The sequence below is a fragment of the Ideonella sp. FW305-24 genome, assembly GCF_058788035.1.
The window spans coordinates 75,507-97,160 of record NZ_JBYTAI010000009.1 but is presented as its reverse complement, the minus strand read 5'-3'; the positions used below and the strand labels follow the sequence as shown (position 1 = coordinate 97,160).

At 68.2% G+C, this 21,654-nt stretch carries 18 protein-coding genes; 11 read left to right on the top strand and 7 right to left on the bottom strand.

What is annotated here, in order from left to right; translation table 11 throughout:
* Positions 1-11: 11 nt before the first annotated feature.
* Entirely contained in the window at positions 12-2,045 is a 2,034-nt protein-coding gene (locus AC3WR5_RS22625) for an oxidoreductase (RefSeq protein ID WP_492487338.1), read from the bottom strand.
* 105 nt (positions 2,046-2,150) lie between these two features.
* Between AC3WR5_RS22625 and AC3WR5_RS22620 the strand changes: the two genes are divergently transcribed.
* Entirely contained in the window at positions 2,151-2,375 is a 225-nt protein-coding gene (locus AC3WR5_RS22620; RefSeq protein WP_141288990.1) for a SlyX family protein, read from the top strand.
* A gap of 32 nt (positions 2,376-2,407) precedes the next feature.
* Positions 2,408-3,247 carry a metal-dependent hydrolase gene (locus AC3WR5_RS22615; protein ID WP_492487336.1) on the top strand — a complete coding sequence of 280 codons (840 nt, stop codon included), beginning with the start codon at positions 2,408-2,410 and terminating at the stop codon, positions 3,245-3,247.
* 10 nt (positions 3,248-3,257) lie between these two features.
* Here AC3WR5_RS22615 and AC3WR5_RS22610 read toward each other — a convergent pair whose 3' ends face one another.
* Positions 3,258-5,093, bottom strand: coding sequence for an ATP-binding protein (locus AC3WR5_RS22610; RefSeq protein ID WP_492487334.1), 1,836 nt, complete (start codon positions 5,091-5,093; stop codon positions 3,258-3,260).
* 187 nt (positions 5,094-5,280) lie between these two features.
* Here AC3WR5_RS22610 and AC3WR5_RS22605 point away from each other — a divergent pair, with 187 nt between their 5' ends.
* From AC3WR5_RS22605 to AC3WR5_RS22595, 3 genes are all read left to right on the top strand, one after another.
* Complete coding sequence (locus AC3WR5_RS22605) at positions 5,281-8,070, top strand: DUF3857 domain-containing protein (protein ID WP_492487333.1); 2,790 nt, start codon at positions 5,281-5,283, stop codon at positions 8,068-8,070.
* 329 nt (positions 8,071-8,399) lie between these two features.
* Positions 8,400-8,852 (top strand): hypothetical protein, encoded by a 453-nt coding sequence (locus tag AC3WR5_RS22600; protein WP_492487332.1) that lies wholly within the window; start codon positions 8,400-8,402, stop codon positions 8,850-8,852.
* 31 nt (positions 8,853-8,883) lie between these two features.
* Positions 8,884-10,917 (top strand): alkaline phosphatase, encoded by a 2,034-nt coding sequence (locus tag AC3WR5_RS22595; protein ID WP_492487330.1) that lies wholly within the window; start codon positions 8,884-8,886, stop codon positions 10,915-10,917.
* 9 nt (positions 10,918-10,926) lie between these two features.
* On the opposite strand, the gene AC3WR5_RS22590 is transcribed toward AC3WR5_RS22595, so the two are convergent.
* Together AC3WR5_RS22590 and AC3WR5_RS22585 are read right to left on the bottom strand one after the other, a co-directional pair.
* Positions 10,927-12,177, bottom strand: a complete 1,251-nt coding sequence (locus AC3WR5_RS22590) for a M56 family metallopeptidase (protein WP_492487329.1) — start codon at positions 12,175-12,177, stop codon at positions 10,927-10,929.
* Positions 12,174-12,563: a BlaI/MecI/CopY family transcriptional regulator gene (locus AC3WR5_RS22585; RefSeq protein WP_492487327.1), complete on the bottom strand. Its 390-nt coding sequence runs from the start codon at positions 12,561-12,563 to the stop codon at positions 12,174-12,176. Before AC3WR5_RS22585 ends, AC3WR5_RS22590 begins: the two co-directional genes overlap by 4 nt.
* 198 nt (positions 12,564-12,761) lie before the next feature.
* Here AC3WR5_RS22585 and AC3WR5_RS22580 point away from each other — a divergent pair, with 198 nt between their 5' ends.
* From AC3WR5_RS22580 to AC3WR5_RS22565, 4 genes are read left to right on the top strand one after another with little or no spacing between them, the layout of a single operon-like run.
* Entirely contained in the window at positions 12,762-13,673 is a 912-nt protein-coding gene (locus tag AC3WR5_RS22580) for a TauD/TfdA dioxygenase family protein (RefSeq protein WP_492487325.1), read from the top strand.
* An 11-nt stretch (positions 13,674-13,684) separates the two neighbouring features.
* A complete protein-coding gene (locus tag AC3WR5_RS22575; protein ID WP_492487323.1) occupies positions 13,685-14,515 on the top strand; it encodes an ABC transporter ATP-binding protein in 831 nt (276 codons plus the stop codon).
* A gap of 2 nt (positions 14,516-14,517) precedes the next feature.
* Entirely contained in the window at positions 14,518-15,396 is an 879-nt protein-coding gene (locus tag AC3WR5_RS22570; protein WP_492487321.1) for an ABC transporter permease, read from the top strand.
* Between the two features lie 55 nt (positions 15,397-15,451).
* Entirely contained in the window at positions 15,452-16,453 is a 1,002-nt protein-coding gene (locus AC3WR5_RS22565) for an ABC transporter substrate-binding protein (protein ID WP_492487319.1), read from the top strand.
* 47 nt (positions 16,454-16,500) lie between these two features.
* Here the strand turns inward: AC3WR5_RS22565 and AC3WR5_RS22560 are convergent, their stop codons facing one another.
* Positions 16,501-17,400 carry a LysR substrate-binding domain-containing protein gene (locus tag AC3WR5_RS22560; RefSeq protein WP_492487317.1) on the bottom strand — a complete coding sequence of 300 codons (900 nt, stop codon included), beginning with the start codon at positions 17,398-17,400 and terminating at the stop codon, positions 16,501-16,503.
* Positions 17,401-17,470: 70 nt separating this feature from the next.
* On the opposite strand from AC3WR5_RS22560, the gene AC3WR5_RS22555 reads away from it, so the two are divergent.
* A complete protein-coding gene (locus AC3WR5_RS22555; RefSeq protein ID WP_492487315.1) occupies positions 17,471-17,965 on the top strand; it encodes a GNAT family N-acetyltransferase in 495 nt (164 codons plus the stop codon).
* An 18-nt stretch (positions 17,966-17,983) separates the two neighbouring features.
* Positions 17,984-18,436: a DinB family protein gene (locus AC3WR5_RS22550; RefSeq protein ID WP_492487491.1), complete on the top strand. Its 453-nt coding sequence runs from the start codon at positions 17,984-17,986 to the stop codon at positions 18,434-18,436.
* A 28-nt stretch (positions 18,437-18,464) separates the two neighbouring features.
* Here the strand turns inward: AC3WR5_RS22550 and AC3WR5_RS22545 are convergent, their stop codons facing one another.
* Together AC3WR5_RS22545 and AC3WR5_RS22540 are read right to left on the bottom strand one after the other, a co-directional pair.
* Complete coding sequence (locus AC3WR5_RS22545) at positions 18,465-20,744, bottom strand: molybdopterin-dependent oxidoreductase (RefSeq protein WP_492487313.1); 2,280 nt, start codon at positions 20,742-20,744, stop codon at positions 18,465-18,467.
* A gap of 64 nt (positions 20,745-20,808) precedes the next feature.
* Positions 20,809-21,645 (bottom strand): helix-turn-helix domain-containing protein, encoded by an 837-nt coding sequence (locus AC3WR5_RS22540; protein ID WP_492487312.1) that lies wholly within the window; start codon positions 21,643-21,645, stop codon positions 20,809-20,811.
* Between the last annotated feature and the right edge of the window lie 9 nt (positions 21,646-21,654).

The following is a 21,654-nucleotide window of genomic DNA, read 5'->3' as shown; positions in this document are numbered from 1 at the left end:
CTCCGGAGGGCTCAGAGCATCGCGCCGAGCCGCACCCCTTGGTCGATCGCGCGCTTGGCGTCCAGCTCGCCCGCCTCTTTCGCGCCACCGATCACATGGACCTTGATGCCCGCGGCCTCCAGCGGTGCCTGCAGTTCACGCAGTGATTCCTGGCCGGCGCACAGCACGATGTGGTCCACCGCCAGCCAGCGCTGGTTCTCGCGCTGCTCGCCTTCACTGACCAGCAGGCCTTCGTCCCCGATGCGCTCGTAGTTCAGCCCGCCCAGCATGCGCACGCCGCGCTGCTTCAGTGCGGCGCGGTGAATCCAGCCGGTCGTCTTGCCCAGCCCCGCACCCAGCTTGCCGGCCTTGCGCTGCAGCAGCGTCACCTGGCGTTTGGCCGGCACCTGCGGCGGCATTTCGGCGGCCAGTCCACCGCGTGCCAGCGCCGGGTCGGTCACACCCCATTCGGCCTGCCAGGCCGGCAGGTCCAAGGTGCTGGAGTGACCGTCATGAACCAGGAATTCGGCGACGTCGAAGCCAATGCCACCGGCACCAATGACCGCCACGCGCTCACCCACAGCCGCGCCTTGCAGCACTTCCAGGTAGCGCAGCACCTTGGCATGCGACTGGCCGGGAATCTTCGGGTCCCGGGGCAACACGCCTGAGGCGATCACCACTTCGTCGAACCCTTCGGCCTGCAGCGCCGCGGCGTCCACGCGCGTGTTCAGGTGCAGCCGCACGCCGGTCACTTCCACGCGCCGCGCCCAGTAGCGCAGCGTCTCGTGGAACTCCTCCTTGCCCGGCACACGCTTGGCCAGGTTCAGCTGGCCGCCCACCTCAGCCGCGCTGTCGTACAGGTGCACCTCGTGGCCGCGCTCGGCCAGCGTGGTTGCGGCCGACAGCCCTGCCGGCCCGGCACCGACCACGGCAATCCGCTTGCGGCGCACCGTGGGCAGCAGGCGGATCTCCGTCTCGTGGCAGGCCCGCGGGTTGACCAGGCAGCTCGTCAGCTTGTTGACGAAGATGTGGTCCAGGCAAGCCTGGTTGCAGGCGATGCAGGTGTTGATGTCCTGCGCCCGGCCTTCGCGTGCCTTCTTGACGAACTGGGCGTCGGCCAGCAGCGGGCGGGCCATCGAGACCATGTCGGCATCCCCCGCGGCGAGCAACTGCTCGGCCACCTCGGGCGTGTTGATGCGGTTGCTGGTGATCAGCGGAATGCGCACGTGCTCGCGCATCTTGCGCGTGACCCAGGCGAAGGCGGCGCGCGGCACGCTGGTGGCAATCGTCGGCACCCGGGCCTCGTGCCAGCCAATGCCGGTGTTCAGCAGCGTGGCACCGGCCGCCTCGATGGCCTGCGCCAGCTGCACCACCTCTTCCCAGCTGGAGCCACCGGGGATCAGGTCGATCATCGAGAGGCGGTAGATGAGGATGAAGTCCGGCCCCAGCGCCTCGCGTGTGCGCCGCACGATCTCCACCGGCAGGCGCATGCGGTTTTCGTAGGCGCCGCCCCACTGGTCCTCGCGCTGGTTGGTGGACGCGGCGATGAACTGGTTGATCAGGTAGCCCTCGCTGCCCATGATCTCCACGCCGTCATAACCCGCCTCGCGCGCCAGCCGGGCACAGCGCACAAACGCGGCGATCTGCCGCTCCACGCCGGCGCCAGACAGCGCATGCGGCGTGAACGGCGAGATCGGCGACTTGATGCGCGAAGGGGCCACTGCCAGCGGGTGGTAGGCATAGCGCCCGGTGTGCAGGATTTGCAGCGCGATCTTGCCGCCTTCGGCATGCACGGCATCGGTCACCACCCGGTGGCGCCGGGCTGCGCCGCTGCTGGCCAGCATGCCGGCAAAAGGCTTGGCCCAGCCGACGATGTTGGGCGCAAAGCCGCCGGTGACGATGAGGCCGACCTCGCCCTGCGCGCGTTCGGCGAAATAGGCGGCCAGCCTGCGCAGGTCGCGGCCGTCTTCCAGGCCGGTGTGCATCGAGCCCATCAGCACGCGGTTTTTCAGCGTCGTGAAGCCCAGGTCCAGCGGTTGCAGCAAATGAGGGTAGGGCGTGGACATGGGGTGATGGTCTTGAAGCTGGGCAACCGGCGATTGTTAGAGTGCATGGCCCATCCGACGGCGGGGATTTTCCCGATCCGTTGTGCCGGCCTATCCTTTACCTTCATGCCTGCAGATTCAGAACAAGTCGAACAACGCCTCGTGGCGCTGGAAATCAAGGCCAGCTTCACCGAAGACCTGGTCGAACAGCTCAACGAGGTCATCGTGCGCCAGCAGCAGCAGCTCGACCTGCTGATCAACGAACTGCGTCAACTGCGCCAGCAAGTGCCCACGCAAAGCGGCAATGGCGAATTCCGCAGCCTGCGAGACGACCTGCCGCCGCACTACTGATTGCGGCGCTCATGCCCCCGAAAGGAGCCGTCATGACAGATTTGGTGATTCGTCGATTGCTGATCGACATGGAAACGCCGCTGACGCGTCATTGGAACGGGGGAGATGCCTTCCGCACGGCCTTCTTCAATGCGCTGTCGATGAGCTTCCCGCTGGGCGAGCAGTTTTTCATCGACTCGGTGAAGCTCGGGCTGCAGACGCTCTCGCCCGAGCTGCGTGAGCGCCACGAAGCCGAGGCCAAAGGCTTCATCGGCCAGGAGGCCACGCACCGGCGCATCCACCAGCTGTTCAACCAGCACCTGCAGCAACAAGGCCTGGTGAACCACTGGGAAGGGCGCATCCGCCATCGCCTGAAGCGGCTCGAAGGCATGGAGCCCCGGGTCTGGCTGGGGCTGACCGCCGCCACCGAGCATTTCACCGCCATCATGGCCGAGCACCTGCTGAGCTTCGAGGCGCCGCTGGCCGGCACCGAGGAGCGGCTGCAGCTGCTGTGGCGCTGGCATGCCAGCGAAGAATCCGAACACCGCTGCACGGCCTTCGACCTGTACTACGCGCTGGGCGGCGACGTGCGTTGGCGGCGCCGGCTGTTCTACATCGTGACCTGGCACTTCACCACCGACCTGTTGCGCCAGACGGTGAACAACCTCTGGCACGACCGCAGCCTGTGGCGCCTGTCCACATGGTCCAGCGGCGCGCGCTTCCTGTTCGGCCAGGGCGGACTGGTGCGCGAGCTGTTTGGACCCTGGCGCCGCTACCTGCGCACCGACTTCCATCCCTCACAGCAGGACGACGAGCTGGCCCACGAGTGGCTGGCCCAGCATGCGGACAGGGCCGTGCCGGTGAACCCGCCGCAGCATCGCGCCGCGGCTTGAGGGCCGGAATTCAACCCGGCGTGCGCGGCAGCCACTGTGCCAGCAGCGCCTTCAGCTCACCCGGGCCGTAGGGCTTGGCGAGGTGGTCGTCCATGCCGGCGTCCAGCGCCATGCGCACGTCTTCCGGCAGTGCATTGGCCGTCAGCGCCATGATGGGCCGGCGCGGCAGCCCGTTGGCCTGCTCGTGGGCGCGCCAGGCGCGGGTGGCCGCGTAGCCATCCATCACCGGCATCTGGCCGTCCATCAGCACCAGGTCGACCGGCTCGCTGCGCAGGGTTTCCAGCGCTTCTTCGCCGTCGTGCGCTTCGAGCACCGTCAGCCCCATGTCGCGCAGCAGCTGCGCGGCGATCATCAGGTTCACAGCGTTGTCTTCGGCCACCAGCACGCGGCCACTGAGCGTGGACGCGGCCTCTGCCACCGGCGCCACCGGCTGCGCAGCCGGCGCATGGGCCAGCGGCAGGCGCAGCGTGAAGCCGAAGCAGCTGCCCTGGCCGGGCACGCTGCGCACATCGATGCGGCTGCCCATGCGCTCCACCAGCCGCTGCGAGATGGCCAGCCCCAGGCCGCTGCCGCCAAACGCGCGCTGGTGCCCCTGGTCCACCTGCTGGAAGGGCTGGAACAGCTGCGACATGCGCTCGGGCGGAATGCCGATGCCGGTATCCTCGACCTCGAAGCGGATCAGCGGCTGGCCGCCGCTGATGCCGGCTGGCCGCAGCCGCAGCGTGACGCTGCCCGAAGGCGTGAACTTCAGTGCGTTGGCCACCAGGTTCATCAGCACCTGGCGCAGCCGGTGCTCGTCCACGCTGATCCAGCTCGGCAGGCCGTGGGCCATCGCCAGCTTCAGCGGCAGGCTCTTCGCGTCTGCACTGGCGGCGAACAGCGCGTGCACGCCGCCGGCCAGTTGCGCCAGCTGGGCCGGGTTGTCGTGCAGATCCAGGTGGCCGGCCTCGATCTTCGAGTAGTCCAGCACGTCGTTCAGCACGTCCAGCAGGCTTTCGCTGGACTGCCGCGCCACTTCCAGCAGCTTGGCGTTTTCGGGCGAAAGCGGCGCGCTGCCCAGCAGGCTCAAGGCCCCCAGCACGCCATTCATCGGCGTGCGAATCTCGTGGCTCATGGTCGCCAGGAAACGCGACTTGGCCGCCGCCGCTTCTTCTGCCTGGGCCATGGCCTCGCGCAGCGCCTGGTTGTGCACGTCCGCCTGGAAGCCGCGGCGAATGGCCAGCATGGTGGTGCGGCGCACGGCATGCAGCACCCGCCACAGCCCGGCCAGGAAAGCCAGCGCCACCAGCGCCATCGGCCACGAACGTGTGCCCGGCAACAGGGTCTGGACCACCAGCGGCACCAGCACCGCGAGCAGCACGCCTTCACCCCAGCGCCCGGCCATGGCCATGTAGAAGCAGGACAGCGATGCCGAGCCGGCCAGCAGCACCGTGTAGATTGCGCGCCCCTCTGCGTCCAGGAACGCATAAAGGCCTGGCGTGGCGATGATCCACGCCGCGCAGCACAGCCCGTGGTACCAGGCCATGCGGCGCTCGAAGCGGCGCAGTTCGGCTGGCTCCTGCAGCTCCGCCTGCCGGCTCTCACGCTGCAGTAGCACGCGGCCTGTGCAACTGGCGAGGGCCAGCAAGGCCACCAGCGCGGCCAGCGGCCAGGCCTCCGGCCGGTGGCGCACCAGCCACAGCATCATCGCCACGACCAGGGCCATCAGCGGCACGCTGTGCCAGACAAACCCCATCGTGAAACGAATGGCCTCGCGGCGCAGCGCCAGGTCGGTCGCCTCGTCGCCGAGGCGGTCCAGGTCGGGCAGGAAAGAGGAGGGCGGCGAACGGGGGGCTTCCGCAAACATGGCGCGCATTGTCCATGCGGAAAGCCGGCCCCGATGCCATCAGGGGGCCAACTTGTTGGCACTGGCGTCGTCTGCCGTGGGGCTTGGTTAACATCGGTGACACAAGGCGCGCGATGTCCACGCCGGGGGAACAGGGAGGGGTATGTCACACGCATGGCTTCGGTGCAGCGCGCCGCGGGTTTCGGGGTTGCTGGTTTTGTCGGGTTTGCTGTTGCTCGGCCACGCCGCGCAGGCGGCCACCGCGGCTGCCAAACCGCCTGTCAAGGCCGCCGCCGCGCCTTACACCTTCGAGGCCATGCCGGCCTGGGTCGACGAGATCCCGGCGACCGAGCTGCAGAACCCGCCGGTTGCCAGCGCGCCGCTGCAGGTGCTGCTGTCGGACGACCAGGTCCGGCTGGACGAGAAGGGTGGTGAGGAACATTTCCGCCGCATCGTTCGCCGCGCGCAGACCACAGCCGGGCTGGAGCAGGCCGCCCAGTGGGAGCTGGAATTCGACCCCAGCTACCAGCGCCTGGCGCTGCACAGGCTGGTGGTGTGGCGCGGCGCGCAGCGGCTGGACCGGCTGCACGGCGTGCAGTTCAAGGTGCTGCAGCGCGAGACCCAGCTGGAGCGCCAGATGTACGACGGCCGGTTGACGATCTCAGCCGTGCTGGAGGACATCCGCGTGGGCGACAGGGTGGAGCTGGCCTTCAGCGTGCGCGGCGCCAACCCGGTCTTCGCCGGCCGCTTCGCCGACACGGACTGGAGCGTCTCCATCCGCGGCCCGCTGGCCCTGATGCGCTACCGGCTGCTGAGCCCGGTGCAGCGCGACATTCGCTACCGCGCAGACCCGCAGCGCCACGAGATCACCGAGCAGGTGAAAGCCGGCTGGCGCGACCTGCAGGTGCGCCGCCGCGAAGTGCCCATGTTTGCCTGGGATCCGGACCAGCCGCCGGCCGAGGTGCTGGGCGACATGCTGCAGTTCAGCGAATACGCCAGCTGGGCCGACGTGGGCCGCTGGGCCGAGCAGCTGTTCCGCGGCAGCGCGGCCGGGCAGGACACGCCCGAGCTGAAGGCCCAGTCCCAGGCGCTGGTGGGCGACACCCCGGCCGCCAGCGTGGCCAAGGTGCTGGACTTCGTGCAGAACGAGGTGCGCTACTTCGGCACCGAGATTGGCGCCAACACCCACCAGCCGGCCAGCCCGGCCGTGGTGCTGCGCCAGCGCTTTGGCGACTGCAAGGACAAGGTCGCGCTGATGACCGCGCTGCTGCGGCTGCAAGGCATTGACGCCACGCCGCTGCTGGTTTCCACCCTGCACCGCGGCGGCGCGCTGGACCTGCTGCCCAGCCCGCTGGCTTTCAACCACGCCATCATCCGCGTGGCGCTGGACAAGCAGTCCCTGGTGCTGGACCCGACCCGCAGCCAGCAGCGCGGCCCGCTGGCCGAACGCGAAACCGTGGGCATGGGCCGGGCGCTGCCGGCGGTGGCGGACGCTGCGGCCCTCACGCTGCCCACGGCGGCCGGTGTGTTGCGCATGGACATCCAGGACACGCTGAGCTTCCGCTCGCTGGCCGAAGACCCGGAGCTGGAAAGCGTGTGGACCTACCACGGCGAATACGCCGACTGGGCGCGCGCCTTTTTCAGCGGCGAGCGCATCGAAGAGGCCCGCAAGCAGCAAAACTCGGACTACGCCCGCCAGTATCCCGGCGCCGAGCCGGTGGGCGAGCTGGTGCTGGAGGAAGTGCCGGACCATGACGCGCTGCGGCTGCGCATGCGCTTCCGTCTACCCAAGTACCTGCGCCTGGTCGAAGACAAGCAACTCGTTGGCGAGCTGGGCATGGTCGGCCTGTATTCGACGCTGCGGCTGCCGGACCAGGCACCGCGCAGCAAGGGCCTGCGCCTGGCCGCGCTGGGCAGCTACCGCCAGCAGGTCACCGTGCTGTACCCGGAAGACGTGTTCACCCAGCCGCAACAGCAGCAGCGCGACGATGGCGACCGCTTCACCGCGCTGCACACCAGCCAGCAGCTCACGGCCCGACGAGCCGAGCTGCGCGCCGAACTGCTGGTGCGCGAGCAGGACCTGCCCGCCGGCGAATGGGCAGCCCACCGCGACGCACTCAACAAGCTCTGGCCACGGTTGGGCAACTCGCTGAGCATTGGCGTGCTGTCGCCCGCGGCCGTGGAGCAGCTGAGGCCGCAGCTGGCGCGCTATGAAGACGAGCTCAAGCGCGGCAAGGTCAAGCCGCGCACGTCAGAGCAGGTCAGCGCCGCCGTCAAGCTGATGGTGCTGGACAAGGCCCTGGCCGGCGACCGCCTGCCGCCTACCGCGCGCGGACAACTGCTGATGCGCCGCGCCATCCAGCTCGACAACCTGGACCATGCGCTGGAAGCCGAGCGCAACCTCACGCAAGCCCTGGCCCTGCTGCCGGACGACCCCGAAGTGCTGGCCGCCGCCGCCGTCAACGCCAGCCAGCGGCGCGACGACGCCCAAGCCATCGCCCTGGCCGACCGCGGCCTGGCCCAGCAGCCAGGCGATGTGCACCTGCACATGCTGCGCGCCCGCGCGCTGTACGAAACCGGCCGCTTCGAGGAAGCCCGCGGCGACGTGCTGGAAGCGCTGAAACAAGCCATGGGCGACCAGGCCACCTACGCCCGCCTTTGGCTGGCCCTGCTCACCAAGCGCCTGGGCGGCGACGTGAACGCAGCCCTCAAGTCCCAGCCCGGCAGCCCTGCCACCACCTGGCCCCAACCCATCCTCGAAACCCTGCTCGGCCAGCGAACCGAAGCCGAAGCCCGTAGCGCTGCCACCAAACCCTCGGACCAGGCCCTCGGCCAACAATGCGAACTCGCCTACTTCCTCGGCGAATGGCAACTGCTTGACGGCCAGCGGGATGCGGCCCGGCGCTTGTTCCAGCAGAGCGTGGACACGGGGGTCACGGAGTTCACCGAGTTCCAGTTGGCGAGAAGGCAGTTGGATCGGTTGAAGGCGGGGGGCTGAACGAATCAGCCTCGGCAGACCAGGCCGAACGCGCTAGCCAGGCGTCCGGGCCCAGCAACCCAGGCGGCATGCTGCGTCCACCTCGGAGCGGGCAGCTGTCTGGACTGGACAGTTTTCGTCGCGGAGCTTGGGCGACGTCGAGGCTTTTGCAAGCAAGCCATGCCATCGCAGTTCGTGAAAGGCCCGCGAGGGGCTGACACAGGCCGCAGCTGGATCGAAGGAAATTCGTTCGAGCGCGATCGGCCTTGCGTCAATGATTGTCACGGTTCGGTCATGCGCGGCGCCGATCATTGCAGGTTGATCTGCGCCCCAATGGCGCAAACCATGCAATGACCCAAACACCCCGCCTGATTTTTGTCGCCACGGGCCTGATCCTGGCTTGCAGCCTGTCCGTCGCCCACGCCGCGGACAAGGCCCCCCAAACCCTCCGCTTCGCCGATTTCTTCCAAACCCCCGTCGGCCCCGCCGGCCTGCAGCCCACCGAGCGGCTGCTCGCTGCGCAGGATCAGCAGGTACGGCTCGTCGGCTGGATGGTCGCGCAGGAAGACCCGGTGCCGGGTGCTTTCCTGCTGACGGCCAGGCCGGTGCAGATGAGCGAGCACGCCGATGGCGATGCGGATGACCTGCCGCCCGCCACGGTGCTGGTGCGGCTGCCCGATGCCAAGCGCGTTCTGCCGCATCAGCCTGGGTTGATCGAGCTGCAGGGCAGGTTGCACTACGGGCACACGGTGGCGCCGGACGGGCGTGTGGCCTGGCTGGAACTGCAGCTGGCGCAACCCTGAATTCGCGCAAGACATCCCCCCAATCCAACCCATGCCCACCATGAACGCTGACCGCATCCACCGTCTCAAGTTGATCGCTGTGCTGGCATTGGCGCCGCTCGGTGCCATGGCTGCGCCGAGCGTGAGCCGGCTTACGCCGCCGAGTGAGTTGTTCAGCTCGGGCCGGCCGGAGCCGGTGATTGCGCGCTTCCTGCCCGGCCAGCGCTTCGACCTGCAGGCCACCTTGCGGCCCGACGCTGGCCGCAGCCTGCGTGGTGCGCGTTTCCTGCTGGATGGCAAACCGGTGGCGGGCAACGTGACCTTGCGCGACTGCGCGAGTGGTTGCACGACCGGCGTGCCGGCGAATGCGGTGATCGCCTCGCTGCGCGCGTTCAGCGTGGCAGCCACGGGGCGGCATGAGTTCAGCGTCGAGGCCGAACAGGACGATGGGCAGAAGCTCAGCGCGCGTGGCAATTTCGATGTGATCCCGTTCAGCACGCCGCAGGGCAAACCGGTGAAGAACGTGATCATCCTGCTGGGCGACGGCATGGGCGCGGCGCAGCGCACTGCGGCGCGCATCGTCAAGAACGGCTACGCGCAGGGCAAGGCCATTGCGCCGCTGGCGATGGACACCTTCCCGGCGACCGCACTGGTCAAGACCTCGTCGCTGAACTCGGTGGTGACCGATTCTTCGCCGGGCATGACCTCCTACGTGCTGGGCAACAAGAACAACAACAATGAAGAAGGCGTGTTCCCGGACGACACGACGGACGCCTTCGACAACCCGCGCATCGAGTACCTCTCGGAGTACCTGCACCGCACGCAGGGCAAGGCGCTGGGCATCGTCACCACGGCCGATGTGTTCGACGCCACGCCAGCCGGCAACGCAGTGCACACCAGCAACCGCGGCGCTGGCACCGGCATCGTCGACCAGTTCTTCGACGACCGCGGCGCCACCGGGCTGACGGTCCTGATGGGCGGCGGCCGCAAGTGGTTCCTGCCGTCTGCCACGCCGGGTTCGGCCCGCGGCGACAAGACCGACTATGTATTCGACGCGGCCGACCCGCACCGCGCCGAGATCGCCAAGCGCTGGGGCATCTCGCCCGGCGCGTTGGACAAGGACCGCGACCTGATCAAGGACTTCCAGGGTGCCGGCTTCCAGTACGCCGCCAGCAAGACCGAGCTGGACGCAGCCAAGGGTGGCAAGCTGCTGGGCCTGTTCTCGCTGTCCAACATGAACGTGGCGCTGGACAAGATCGACGGCCGGCGCGGCAAGAAGCAGGGCCTGACCGGCAGCGTGGTCGACGACTACGGCTTCCCCGACCAGCCCATGCTGGACGAAATGGCCGAGAAGGCCCTGTCCACGCTGGCCCGCCAGACGCAAGGTTTCGTGCTGATGATCGAAGGCGCGTCCATCGACAAGCAGGCGCACAACATGGACACCGAGCGCTGGATGCTGGACACCATCGAGTTCGACCGCACGGTGCAGGTGGCGCAGGACTTCGCCCGCGACCGCGGCGACACGCTGGTCATCGTCACGGCCGACCACGAATGCTCCGGCGCCGCGCTGATCGGCGCCAGCCGCGTGACCGACGCCGTGCTGCAGCAGCTCGGCAAGGCCGGCGGTTCGGCCAACTTGCGCGACAAGGTGGTGGGCGTCTACGAGCAGGCCGGCTTCCCGAAGTACCGCATTGCCGCCGACGGTTACCCCGAAACCACCGACATCGACTTCCGCCTGCTGGTGGCCTACGGCGCCAATGCCGACCGCTACGAAGACTGGCGCAGCAACCCGCAGCCGGTCAAGGACAGCCAGCAGCCCCTGGTGAAGGCCGAGCCGCTGAAGTGGTACCCCGAAAACCCGGCCGAACGCGACGGCCTGGGCAACTACCTCATCACGGGCCAGGTCCCCGGCGAATCGGCCGTGCACACCGCCACCGACGTCCCGCTGTCCGCCTTCGGCCCCGGCGCCTTCAGCTTCGTCGGCGTGATCGACAACACGGATGTGTTCTTCAAGCTGGCCCAGGCCGCGGTGAAGGGGCCGGTGGCGCCGGCGGACTTGACGGTGAAGGCGAAGGGCAAGCGCTGAGCGGTGCGTTCAGCGTGCTGCAAGCAGGCGCGCCGTCTGATTGCCACTCAGCACATGCTCGTCTGAGACCACGACGAACTGGAACGGTTGGTCCGACGCCATGACCTGGGTGTACCTCGCCACATCCTGGGCAGGCTCGCCGGTGCGGTAGCGGCTTTCGACCTGCAGCCGGCCATCGGCCAGTTGGGTGGTCACGAGCTCGATCTCCCAGCTCGCGCCGGGCGTGCCATTCTTGGGCGACACCCGGACCGTGGCCGGTTGACCGAGTTGGGTCAGCACCTGCGGCGAGCCGCCAGGCAGCCCGTCGTTGACGAGGTTCAGCGTGAGCATCACCGAAGTCGTCTTGGCGGCCGGTTCCGTGGGCTGGACTTGGGTGGCGTAGACGGCGCCAGCACCGAGCACGGCGAATGTGGCGGCCAGCCATCGGCCAGCGGGCTGACGGGCAGCGTGGGTGGCATGAAGTTCGAGCATGTGGACTCTTTCGATCAAGGGGTGGGTGGAATGCCAGGCGCTGCTGGCGGTGGGAACTTCGGTAACCGGGGCGTGTGACTTCATCAGCGCATTGGCGTAGGTGGCCAGCGCTTTTGGTTGTTGGCGCAGCACAGCGGCGTCGCAAGCCAGTTCCTGGTGCTGCCGAAAGCGGCGCGCCGCGCGCCAGGCCAGCGGGTTGAACCAGTGCATCGCGCACAGCAGCAGCGCCAGTAAGCGCCAGGCGTTGTCGTGTTGCCGGATGTGCACGGCTTCGTGTGCCAGCACCAGGGCTTGCTCGGCGGGACTGAAGCGCTGCTCAAAGTCTTCCGGTAACACCAGAAGGCTGTGCCACACGCCGGCCTCGGCCGGGCTGCTGCCAGCAGGTGCGCGCCATGGGCCGACAGCGGCCCGGCGCAGGGAACTGAGGTAGCGGTGCTGGGCTCGCCAGGCCACAGCAAGGGATGTGACCACGCCCGCGGCCCATAGAACGGCCAAGCCGATTGCCACGGCGGGCGACGAGGAGGGCGGGGCGGTGTGCGGCCCACGCAACTGGGGCACCGTGATCACCGGGGATTGCAGCCACTGCACCAGCGCCACGTCTGCCGGCACGCGCGCCGCCGGCAACCAGGTGGCAAGCAGACCGAGCGGCACCAGCCACCAAGTTGCCAGTACCGGCCCGGCGCCGAAGCGGTGCAGCAGCACACGCTGCACCAGACCGGTCACGAGCACCAGCGCGCTCAGCCAAAGGCTTTGGCTCGCAAGCACATCCACGAAACGAGCGGCGGTCATGGCTTGGGCGCTTTCTCGTATGTGCGCACCAGCGCCTTCAATGCGTCCACGTCGGCCTGCGACAGCCCGCGCTCTGCGCCAAAGTGCGCCACCAGGGGCGCCAGCCTGCCATTGAACAGACGGTCCACCAGGCCCAGGCTCTGGTGGCTGAGCCAAGCCTCGCGCGACAGCACGGCGCTGTAGAGGTAGCGCCTGCCGTCCTTCTCTGCCGCCACGGCGCCTTTCTTCAACAGCCGGTTCAGCAGCGTCTTGATGGTCGCGATCTGCCATTCGCGCTGGCCTTGCAGGGAAGCGGCAATCTCGTCGGTGCTGCGCGGGCTGGATTGCCAGAGCACTTCCATGACCTGGGCTTCGGCGTCGCTGACGGGTGAGGCAGGTGGTGTCATGGTGTTTCGATTACGGGTGTAAACATGAAGCGATGATTACGCATGTAATCGACAGAGTCAAGCCTGACAAAAGCGGCGCGCACGAGGTTGTCTGACGACTTACTCGAATCCCGCATGGCCTATGCCGGAAAGCTTTGTTCGCCGATACGCGCTGCGCTTCTAGAGTGGCCGCTTCGACGACACAAAACTCATGGCCCCATGTCTGCTGTATTGACTGCCACCCCGGGTGACTCCGCGGCCGCGCCGCAAGAGATTCAGATCCGCAGCCTGTCTGAGAGCCCCAGCGGCGTCGGCGCCGAGGTCATTGGGCTGGACCTGAACCTGCCGCTGGGCGAGGCTGATTTCCGGCGCATCCACCAGGCGCACCTGGACCACCATGTGCTGGTGTTCCGCGACCAGCGCATCACGCCGCAGCAGCACGTGGACTTCAGCCGGCGCTTCGGGCCGCTGCAGATCCACGTGCTGAAGAACTTCCAGCTGGCCGGGCACCCGGAGATCCTGGTCGTCTCGAACATCAAGAACGAGCAGGGCCAGCCGATTGGGCTGGGCGATGCGGGCCAGTATTGGCACTCGGACCTGTCGTACAAGGAAACGCCCAGCCTGGGCTCGTTGCTGCACGCGCAGGAGCTGCCGGAAGAGGGTGGCGACACCTTGTTCGCCAACCAGCATGCGGCCTACGACGCATTGCCCGAAGACCTGAAGGCGCGCATTGCCGACCTGAAGGCCGAGCACAGCTACTTGGCCAAGTACGAGGAGCTGCGCGCCAAGAGCCCGTGGCGGCCCAAGCTGACCGCCGCGCAACTGGCCGAGGTGCCGCCTGCGGTGCATCCGGTGGTGCGCACGCACCCGGAGACGGGCCGCAAGGCGCTGTTCGTCAGCGAGCATTTCACGACCCGCATCGTCGGCCTGCCGGAAGAGGAAAGCGCCGCGCTGCTGGCCGAGCTGTTCGCCTTCAGCGTGCAGCCGCAGTTCGTCTACCGCCACGTCTGGCAGCCGCACGACATGGTGTTCTGGGACAACCGCTCGGTGATGCATTTGGCGGCAGGCACGCCGGACCATCTGCGCCGCCGCCTGAATCGCACGACTGTCGAAGGCGACGCGCCATTTTGAAGGTTTTGACCATGCAGTTGCCCTTGACCCAAGCCGGCGCCGATGCGCCGCCCCAGGCCCTGTCCGCCACGCCGCTGTTGCAGCTGGCCCAGGTCAGCATCGACTACCCACAAGGCGAGCACTGGGTGCGCGCCACGCATCAAATCAGCCTCAGCGTGATGCAGGGCGACCGCTTCGTGCTGCTGGGCGCCTCGGGCTGCGGCAAGTCCACCTTGCTGAAGGCGATTGGCGGCTTCGTCACGCCCAGCGAAGGCAGCATCACGCTGGCCGGCCGGCGCATCACGCAGCCGGGGCCGGACCGGGCCGTGGTGTTCCAGGAATTCGACCAGTTGCCGCCATGGAAAACCGTGCGCGAGAACGTGCTGTTCCCGCTGCTGGCGGCGCGCCGCTGCGGCCGCAAGGAAGCGGCCGAGCGGGCCGAGCTGTACCTGGCGAAGGTGGGCCTGGCCAAGTTCGCGGACGCTTATCCGCACCAGCTTTCCGGCGGCATGAAGCAGCGCGTGGCGATTGCGCGTGCGCTGGCCATGCAGCCCGAGCTGCTGCTGATGGACGAGCCTTTCGCCGCGCTGGATGCGCTGACCCGCCGCCGCATGCAGGACGAGCTGCTCGCGCTGTGGGACGAGTTCCGCTTTACGCTGGTGTTTGTCACGCACGCCATCGAGGAGGCGCTGGTGGTGGGCAACCGCATTGCCATCCTGTCGCCGCACCCGGGCAGGCTGCGTGCAGAGATCGACAGCGAGCGCTTCGGCTTCAACAACGCCGGCAGCGCCGACTTCCAGGCCACCACGCAGCGCATCCACGGCCTGCTGTTTGAAACGCCGCGCGCGGCTGCAGGAGTGTAAGCATGAACGCCGCTGTATTGACCGCTCGACCCGACGTGGAATACGTGCTGAGCGCAGCACCGCCCGCGCTGAAGCCCCGCGCGCTGCCGGCCTGGCGCCGTGTGCTGCAGCACGATGGCGTGCGCCGCGGCATCGTGCTGGTCGTGCTGGCCGGGCTGTGGGAAGCGCTGGCGCGCTGGCAGGCCAACGACTTGCTGCTGCCGACCTTCGTACAGACGCTGCGCGCCTTCGTTGAAGGCGTGGCCTCGGGCGAGCTGCTGGTGAAGACCGGCATTTCGCTCTCGGTGCTGCTGAAGAGCTACGTGATCGGCATTGCCGCGGCCTTTGTGCTGACCAGCCTGGCGGCGGCCACGCGCGTGGGCCGGGACCTGCTGTCCACCTTGACGGCGATGTTCAACCCGCTGCCTGCGATTGCGCTGCTGCCGGTGGCGCTGCTGTGGTTTGGCCTGGGGCAGGGCAGCCTGATGTTCGTGCTGGTGCACTCTGTCCTGTGGCCGCTTGCGTTGGCCACGCATGCCGGCTTCCAGGCCGTGCCCGAAACCCTGCGCATGGCGGGTCGCAACTACGGCTTGCGCGGGCTGCGCTACGTGCTGCAGATCCTCGTGCCCGCGGCGCTGCCGGCCATCCTCTCGGGCCTGAAGATCAGCTGGGCGTTTGCCTGGCGCACGCTGATCGCGGCCGAGCTGGTGTTCGGCGCCTCGTCTGGCAAAGGCGGCCTGGGTTGGTACATCTTCCAGAACCGCAACGAGCTCTACACCGACCGCGTGTTCGCCGGCCTGGCGATGGTCGTGGTGATCGGCCTCGTCGTTGAAGCGCTGGTCTTCCGAACGCTTGAAAGGCTGACGGTCCAACGCTGGGGCATGCAGCGCACGAACCAGTGATCGCCTCCGAATTCCCAGTCCCCAACCCGCTCCGTTTCTCTCCAAAAGTACCGCCATGAAGTACCGAATTCCGTCCTTGATCGCAGCCGTTGCAATGCTCGCCAGCCCGCTGGCTGCACGGGCCGAAGGCACTATCCGCATCGCCCAGCAGTTCGGCATTGCCTACCTGCTGCTCGACGTCGTGCAGGACCAGAAGCTGATCGAAAAACACGCCAAGGCGCAGGGCCTGGGCGAGGTGGAAGTGGAGTGGAACCAGATCTCCGGCGCCACCGCGATGAACGAGGCGCTGCTGTCGGGTTCGCTGGACGTCGTCTCGGCCGGCGTGCCACCCATGCTCACGCTGTGGGACCGCACCAAGGGCAAGCAGAACGTCAAGGCCATCTCGGCGCTGGGCTCGCTGCCGAACTACCTGATCACCAACAACCCCAAGGTCAAGACGCTGAAGGACTTCAGCGACAAGGACCGCATTGCCGTGCCGGCCGCAGGCACCGGCTTCCAGGCGCGCACGCTGCAGATTGAAACCGCCAAGCAGTTCGGCAAGGACGACTTCAAGCGCTTCGACACCATCTCGGTCAGCCTGCCGCACCCGGACGCCACCGCCGCGCTGATCGCCGGCGGCTCGGAGATCAACTCGCACTTCTCCAGCGCCCCGTTCTACTACCAGGCCATGGACGCCAACAAGGCGGTGCACAAGGTGCTGAGCAGCTACGACATCCTCGGCGGCCCGGCGACCTTCAACGTGCTCTACACCACGCAGAAGTTCCACGACGAGAACCCGAAGACCTACAAGGCCTTCTACGCCGCGCTGAAGGAAGCCGAGCAGTACGTGAAGGCCGACAAGACCCGCGCCGCCCAGCTCTTCATCCGCGCGCAGAAGTCCAAGCTACCGCTGGACTTCGTGCGCAAGATCATCGAAGACCCGGAAAACGACTTCACCATCGTCCCATTCCGCACAGCCGTCTACGCCGACGAACTCTTCAAGCTCGGCGTGCTGAAGAACAAGGCTGCGTCGTGGAAGGACTATTTCTTCGACGAGGCGTTTGCGCAGGGCAGCTGAGCGGCCAGGCTTGGGTGAACCAGCGCCAGGGCGCTGGACCCCCGCGCTCAGGTCACGGGCCCGGCCGTGCCGGTGGCCAGGGCCTTGAACGCGCGCACCAGGCCGTTGTCGTCATCGACGCGGTGTGCGATCTGGATGGCACTGCGGGCCTCGGTGGCGCCCAGCGGAATGGCCCTGGCGCCCGCTGGCAGCGGCTCGACCGCGCTGGCCGGCGCGACGGTGACCCCCAGGCCCTGGGCCACGAGCTGGCAGATCGTTCGCCATTGCGATCCGCGAAAGCGGATCTCCGGCTCCAGCCCCGCCTCCTGGAAGGGCTGCAGGTTGCGGGCATGGGCCAGAGAGCCTGCGGCATACGGGAACAGCACCAGGGGTGACAAGGCCAGCTCTGCGGCGGTGACGCTCGCCGCCGCAGCGAGTGGGTGGTCCGTCGAAAGCACCGCCATGAACGGCTCTTCGAGCAGCGTGGTCAGCGCGATGCCTTCGCGTGCTTCCGCATCCCGGACGATGCCGAGGTCGGCCGTGCCGCGGGCCAGCCGCTCCATCACCTCCGCGGTGAAGCCCTCATGCAGTTGCACCTGCACGCCCGGGCGCTGCGCGATGAAGCAGCGCAGCATTGCGCTCAGCATGCCGGAGGCAGAGGAGATGAACGCCAGGTCGATGCGGCCGGATTCACCCCGAGCCACGCGCTGGGCCTCGTCCAGGTCGGACGACAGCCGCGCAAGCAGTTCGCTGGCGCGCGGCCGGAAGCTGCGCCCCGCTTCGGTGAGCGCCACGGCCCTTGAAGTGCGCGTGAAGAGCGGCACGTGCATCAGCCCTTCGAGCTGGCGGATCTGCTGCGACAGGGCCGGCTGGGCGATGTGCAGGCGGTGCGCAGCGCGACCGAAGTGCAGTTCTTCGGCCACGGCCAGGAAATAGCGCAGATGGCGCAGTTCGATTCGGGCATCCATACTTCCAGTGTATGGATGGGCGCATTCGTTTGTATTGGACGCATGAATCCCGCGGACTTAGGCTTACCGCATGCCGAACGTCCAAACCGAAGTCACCGTCTCGTCCCTCGCCACACCCGCTGACGCGCTGGCATTTCGCAACATCAACGAAGCATGGATCTCGCGCCTGTTTTCCCTGACCGAGGAAGACCAACGGGTGCTGGGTGACCCGCAAGACCGCATCCTGGCGCACGGCGGAGACGTGTTGCTGGCTCGCCTCGGCGAAGGCGAGGTGGTGGGATGCGTGGCGCTGCTGTCCCTCGGAGGCAGCATCTTCGAGATGGCGAAGATGGGGGTCGTGCCCGAGGCGCAAGGGGCCGGCATCGGCCGCCGGCTGGTCGACGCCGCGATCGCCCGGGCCGCCGAACTCGGTGGCACCCGCCTTTTCCTCGGCACCAACTCGCGCCTGCAGCCGGCCATTCACCTCTACGAAGCCGCAGGCTTCGAGCGCATCACGCGAGACGAGCTGCCCGTGGCCGACTACTACGCTCGCGCCGATGTGCTGATGCGGCGGTCACTGGTTTGACGAAAGCACGGGCATGCCCTGGGCCTGCAGGCCCAGCAGATCCTGGATGCTGATCGGCATCCCGAGGAACGTCGCACGGCCTTGCGGCTGTTGAACCACTGCCTCGTGGTGAACCAGATCTTCAAGGCGCACCTCACCGGCACCGCGCATGGCTTCACGGCCGACAACACGCCCGAGACGCCCACGCCGCAGGCCTTGCGCGCTTCGCTGGCGGCCCTGGACGACTGGTTTCAAACCTACGCCGAGACGGCCACGCCAGCGCAGCTGTCGGAACCCGTTGCCTTCACCTTCACCGATGGCGACCAGGGCTGCATGACGCGCCAGGAAATGCTGCTGCACGTGGTCACGCATGGCGGCTACCACCGCGGCGAGGTGGGGCGCATCCTGAAGCAGATTCCGGCGGACTTGCCCTGGGACACCTTGGCGGTGCACCTGCACGAAACCGATCCCGGGCGCCGCCTTCGCGCTTGAGAGCCTTGTTCAGCGGCGCGCAGAGGCCTCAGGTCACTTCCGCGGGCTGCAAGGCCCGCACCTTGACCGCCACCCCGGACAGCACGGCGTTGCCCGAGAGAGGGTCGCGCAGCGCGTCGTCCAGCACGGCGTTCAGGTTGGCGCCGGGGCGCTGGGCGGCCAGGCCGAGCTTCGCACCGGGCTGGTCGTGACCCCAGCCGTGGGGCAGGCTGATCACGCCTGGCATCATCTCGTCGCTCAGCACCACAGGCACCTCAATGGACTGGCCGCCGCGCGAGAGCTCGGCGTGGCCGCCGTCTGACAGGCCCAGGCGCTGGGCGTCCCGAGGGTGGACCAGTGCGGTGCAGCGCATCGGGCCCTTGGCCAGCGTGGGCAGGTTGTGCATCCAGCTGTTGTTCGAACGCAGCTCGCGGCGGCCGATCAGCAGCAGTTCGTCTTCTGACGTCGCCGATGTTGCCGGCACCAGTTCCTTCGCGGCTTCGGCCAGGTCGGCCAGGCACAGCGCGGGCGCCAGTTCCACCTTGCCGCTGGGCGTGCGCAGCAGTTCCGGCAACCGGGGTTGCAACGGGCCGAGGTCGATGCCGCCGTTCGCGGCCTTCACCTTGGCCAGCGTCAGGCCTTCTGGCTTGCGGCCGAACTGGTCGCCGTAGGGGCCGCTGCGCAGTGCCAGTTCGAGTAGCCGTTCCGGGCCGCGCAGGCCATCGGCCGAGAGGGCAGCCATCAGCGCCTCGGCTTGTGCGCCGGTGGTGCGGTTCAGGTCGTCCATCAGCAGCGCGTCGTCGGCCAGCAGCGGGTCGGCCGGCAGCTTGCCTTCGGGCGCGACCATCGCGGCCAGGCGCAGCAGCGTCTGCCATTCGGGCGAATGGCCGGCGGGCGGCGCGAAGACCGGCGCGCTGTGTCGCGCATGGTTGCGGAAGGAGAGCTGCGGGAAGGCCACGTCGTAATGGCCCTCTTCCAGCGGTGACAAGCCGGGCAGGATCACGTGCGCATGCTGCGTGGTCTCGTTGAGGTAGATGTCCAGGCTGATCATGCAGTCCAGCTTCTGCAGCGCCTGGGCCAGCCGCGGGCCGCCGGGGCTGGAGAGCACCGGGTTGCTGGCCACGCTGATCAGCGCGCGCACCTGGCCGTCGCCCGGGGTTTCGATCTCCTCGGCCAGCAGCGTCATCGGCAGCTCGCCGTAGACCTCGGGCGCGCCGCTGACCCGGCTGGCGTGCCGGCCACGCGTCACGCCGCGGCCCTGGCCGGGCTTGCCCTGCGTGTTGGCGGCGAAAGCGGCGGCCTGCGGGAACATCGCGCCGCCTTCGCTGTCCAGGTGGCCGGTGACAGCGTTGAGCGTGTCGATCAGCCAGCTGGCCACGGTGCCGTAGCGCTGGGTGCAGGTGCCGATGCGGCCGTAGATGCAGGCACGCGGTGTGTTAGCGAACTCTCGCGCCAGTTGGCGGATGGTCTCGGCCGGCACGCCGCAGCGCGGGGCCACGGCCTCGGGTGAAAACGCCGCCACGGCGTGGCGCACTTCATCCAGCCCGTTGAGCATGGGCGCGAGCCGGCCGGGCTTTTCCAGGCCTTCGGCCAGCACGGTGTGCAGCATGCCGGCGAGCAGGAAGGCGTCCGCGCCTGGGCGGATGAAGTGGTGCGCGTCGGCCACCGCGGCGGTTTCGCTGCGGCGTGGGTCGATCACCACCAGCTTGCCGCCGCGCGCGCGCAGCGCCTTGGCCTTGCCGCGGAAGTCGGGCACGGTCCACATGCTGCCGTTGCTGGCCATGGGGTTGGCGCCCAGCACCAGCAGGTAGTCGCAGCGCTCGATGTCCGGTACCGCCACGCTGAGCCAGTGGCCGAACATCAGGCCGGACTGCAACTGCTTGGGCATCTGGTCCAGCGTGGAGGCTGAGAAGATGTTGCGGCTGCCCAGCACCCGCGCGAACTTGGCGAAGTAGAGCAGCAGCCCGATCTTGTGGGCCGAAGGGTTGCCCACCGACAGCGCCACCGCGTCCCGCCCGTGCTGGGCGATGACGGGTTTCAGCAGCCGCTCGGCTTCCGCAAAGGCCTCGTCCCAGCTCACGGTCACATGCTGGCCGTCGCGCTTGATCATAGGCTGGCGCAGCCGGTCCGGGTCTTCGTGCAGGTCTTTCAGCGCGTAGCCCTTTGGGCAGATGAAGCCAGCGCTGAAAACGTCGTGCTCCGCGCCGCGGATGCGGATGACCTTGCCGTCCTGCACCTGCACGTCCAGCCCGCAGCAAGCCTCGCAGAGTGGACAGATGCGGTAGTGGGTTGTGGTGCCGTCAGCGGCGGGAACGTGGGTGTGGCGCATGTCTGTCTCCTGGCAAGCGTTATCGCCTGCGACTGCCCGGTTGTCCGTCACCCACGCGACCTTGTCACCTCGTGGTTGTCCCGGGGGCGGGCGGGGTTTCGGCGGCCATCAGCGCCTGCAGGGCCTGCGTGGTCTGCGCGTCCGCCGGGAAAAAGGCTTCGATTGCCAGCTCGGACAGCGTGATGTCCACCGGCGTGCCGAAAACCGTGGTGGTGCTGATGAAGGACAGCAGGCCGGCAGGCGTGTTCAGTTGCAGCGGCACGGCAATGCCGGGCGCGGCATGCGGCTCGTCGTCGGCCGGGCAGGGGTAGGCGCGCAGTTCTTCGGCCAGGGCGGCTAGCACCGAGTCGCCGCTGGCCTGGATCTGCTGCGCGAGCCGGGCCAGCAAATGACTGCGCCAGGCGGGCAGGTTGGCAATGCGCGGCGCCAGGCCGCCGGGGTGCAGCGACAGACGCAGCACGTTGACCGGGCCGGTCAGCAGTTCGGGCGCCACGCCGGCCAGCAGCGGCGCAATGGCCCGGTTGGCGCTCAGCAGTTGCCAGTGCCGGTCCACCGCCAGCGCGGGGTAGGGCTCGTGCGCCTGCAGCACGCGCTGCACCGCGTCGTGCGCGGCCTGCAGCGCGGGGTCGCCCAAGGCGCGCTCGGCGTACATCGGCGCGTAGCCTGCCGCCGTGAACAAACGGTTGCGCTCGCGCAGCGGCACCTGCAGCCGCTCGGTCAGGCGCAGCAGCATCTGCCGGCTGGGCAGCGCGCGGCCGGTTTCCAGGCAGCTCAGGTGGCGGGTGGACAACCCCGCCTCGTCGGCCAGTTCGAACTGGCTCCAGTGGCGGCGCTGGCGCCATTCGCGCAGCAGCGTGCCGACCGGGGCCGCCTGGGAAGGGGAGGAAGAGGAAGCAAGCATGGCCGCCAC

Excerpts from the sequence above, each read along its gene's own strand:
- AC3WR5_RS22625 (WP_492487338.1), bottom strand. The coding sequence starts at position 2,045 with ATGTCCACGCCCTACCCTCATTTGCTGCAACCGCTGGACCTGGGCTTC.
- AC3WR5_RS22620 (WP_141288990.1), top strand. The coding sequence starts at position 2,151 with ATGCCTGCAGATTCAGAACAAGTCGAACAACGCCTCGTGGCGCTGGAA.
- AC3WR5_RS22615 (WP_492487336.1), top strand. The coding sequence starts at position 2,408 with ATGACAGATTTGGTGATTCGTCGATTGCTGATCGACATGGAAACGCCG.
- AC3WR5_RS22610 (WP_492487334.1), bottom strand. The coding sequence starts at position 5,093 with ATGTTTGCGGAAGCCCCCCGTTCGCCGCCCTCCTCTTTCCTGCCCGAC.
- AC3WR5_RS22600 (WP_492487332.1), top strand. The coding sequence starts at position 8,400 with ATGACCCAAACACCCCGCCTGATTTTTGTCGCCACGGGCCTGATCCTG.
- AC3WR5_RS22595 (WP_492487330.1), top strand. The coding sequence starts at position 8,884 with ATGCCCACCATGAACGCTGACCGCATCCACCGTCTCAAGTTGATCGCT.
- AC3WR5_RS22590 (WP_492487329.1), bottom strand. The coding sequence starts at position 12,177 with ATGACCGCCGCTCGTTTCGTGGATGTGCTTGCGAGCCAAAGCCTTTGG.
- AC3WR5_RS22585 (WP_492487327.1), bottom strand. The coding sequence starts at position 12,563 with ATGACACCACCTGCCTCACCCGTCAGCGACGCCGAAGCCCAGGTCATG.
- AC3WR5_RS22580 (WP_492487325.1), top strand. The coding sequence starts at position 12,762 with ATGTCTGCTGTATTGACTGCCACCCCGGGTGACTCCGCGGCCGCGCCG.
- AC3WR5_RS22575 (WP_492487323.1), top strand. The coding sequence starts at position 13,685 with ATGCAGTTGCCCTTGACCCAAGCCGGCGCCGATGCGCCGCCCCAGGCC.
- AC3WR5_RS22570 (WP_492487321.1), top strand. The coding sequence starts at position 14,518 with ATGAACGCCGCTGTATTGACCGCTCGACCCGACGTGGAATACGTGCTG.
- AC3WR5_RS22565 (WP_492487319.1), top strand. The coding sequence starts at position 15,452 with ATGAAGTACCGAATTCCGTCCTTGATCGCAGCCGTTGCAATGCTCGCC.
- AC3WR5_RS22560 (WP_492487317.1), bottom strand. The coding sequence starts at position 17,400 with ATGGATGCCCGAATCGAACTGCGCCATCTGCGCTATTTCCTGGCCGTG.
- AC3WR5_RS22555 (WP_492487315.1), top strand. The coding sequence starts at position 17,471 with ATGCCGAACGTCCAAACCGAAGTCACCGTCTCGTCCCTCGCCACACCC.
- AC3WR5_RS22545 (WP_492487313.1), bottom strand. The coding sequence starts at position 20,744 with ATGCGCCACACCCACGTTCCCGCCGCTGACGGCACCACAACCCACTAC.
- AC3WR5_RS22540 (WP_492487312.1), bottom strand. The coding sequence starts at position 21,645 with ATGCTTGCTTCCTCTTCCTCCCCTTCCCAGGCGGCCCCGGTCGGCACG.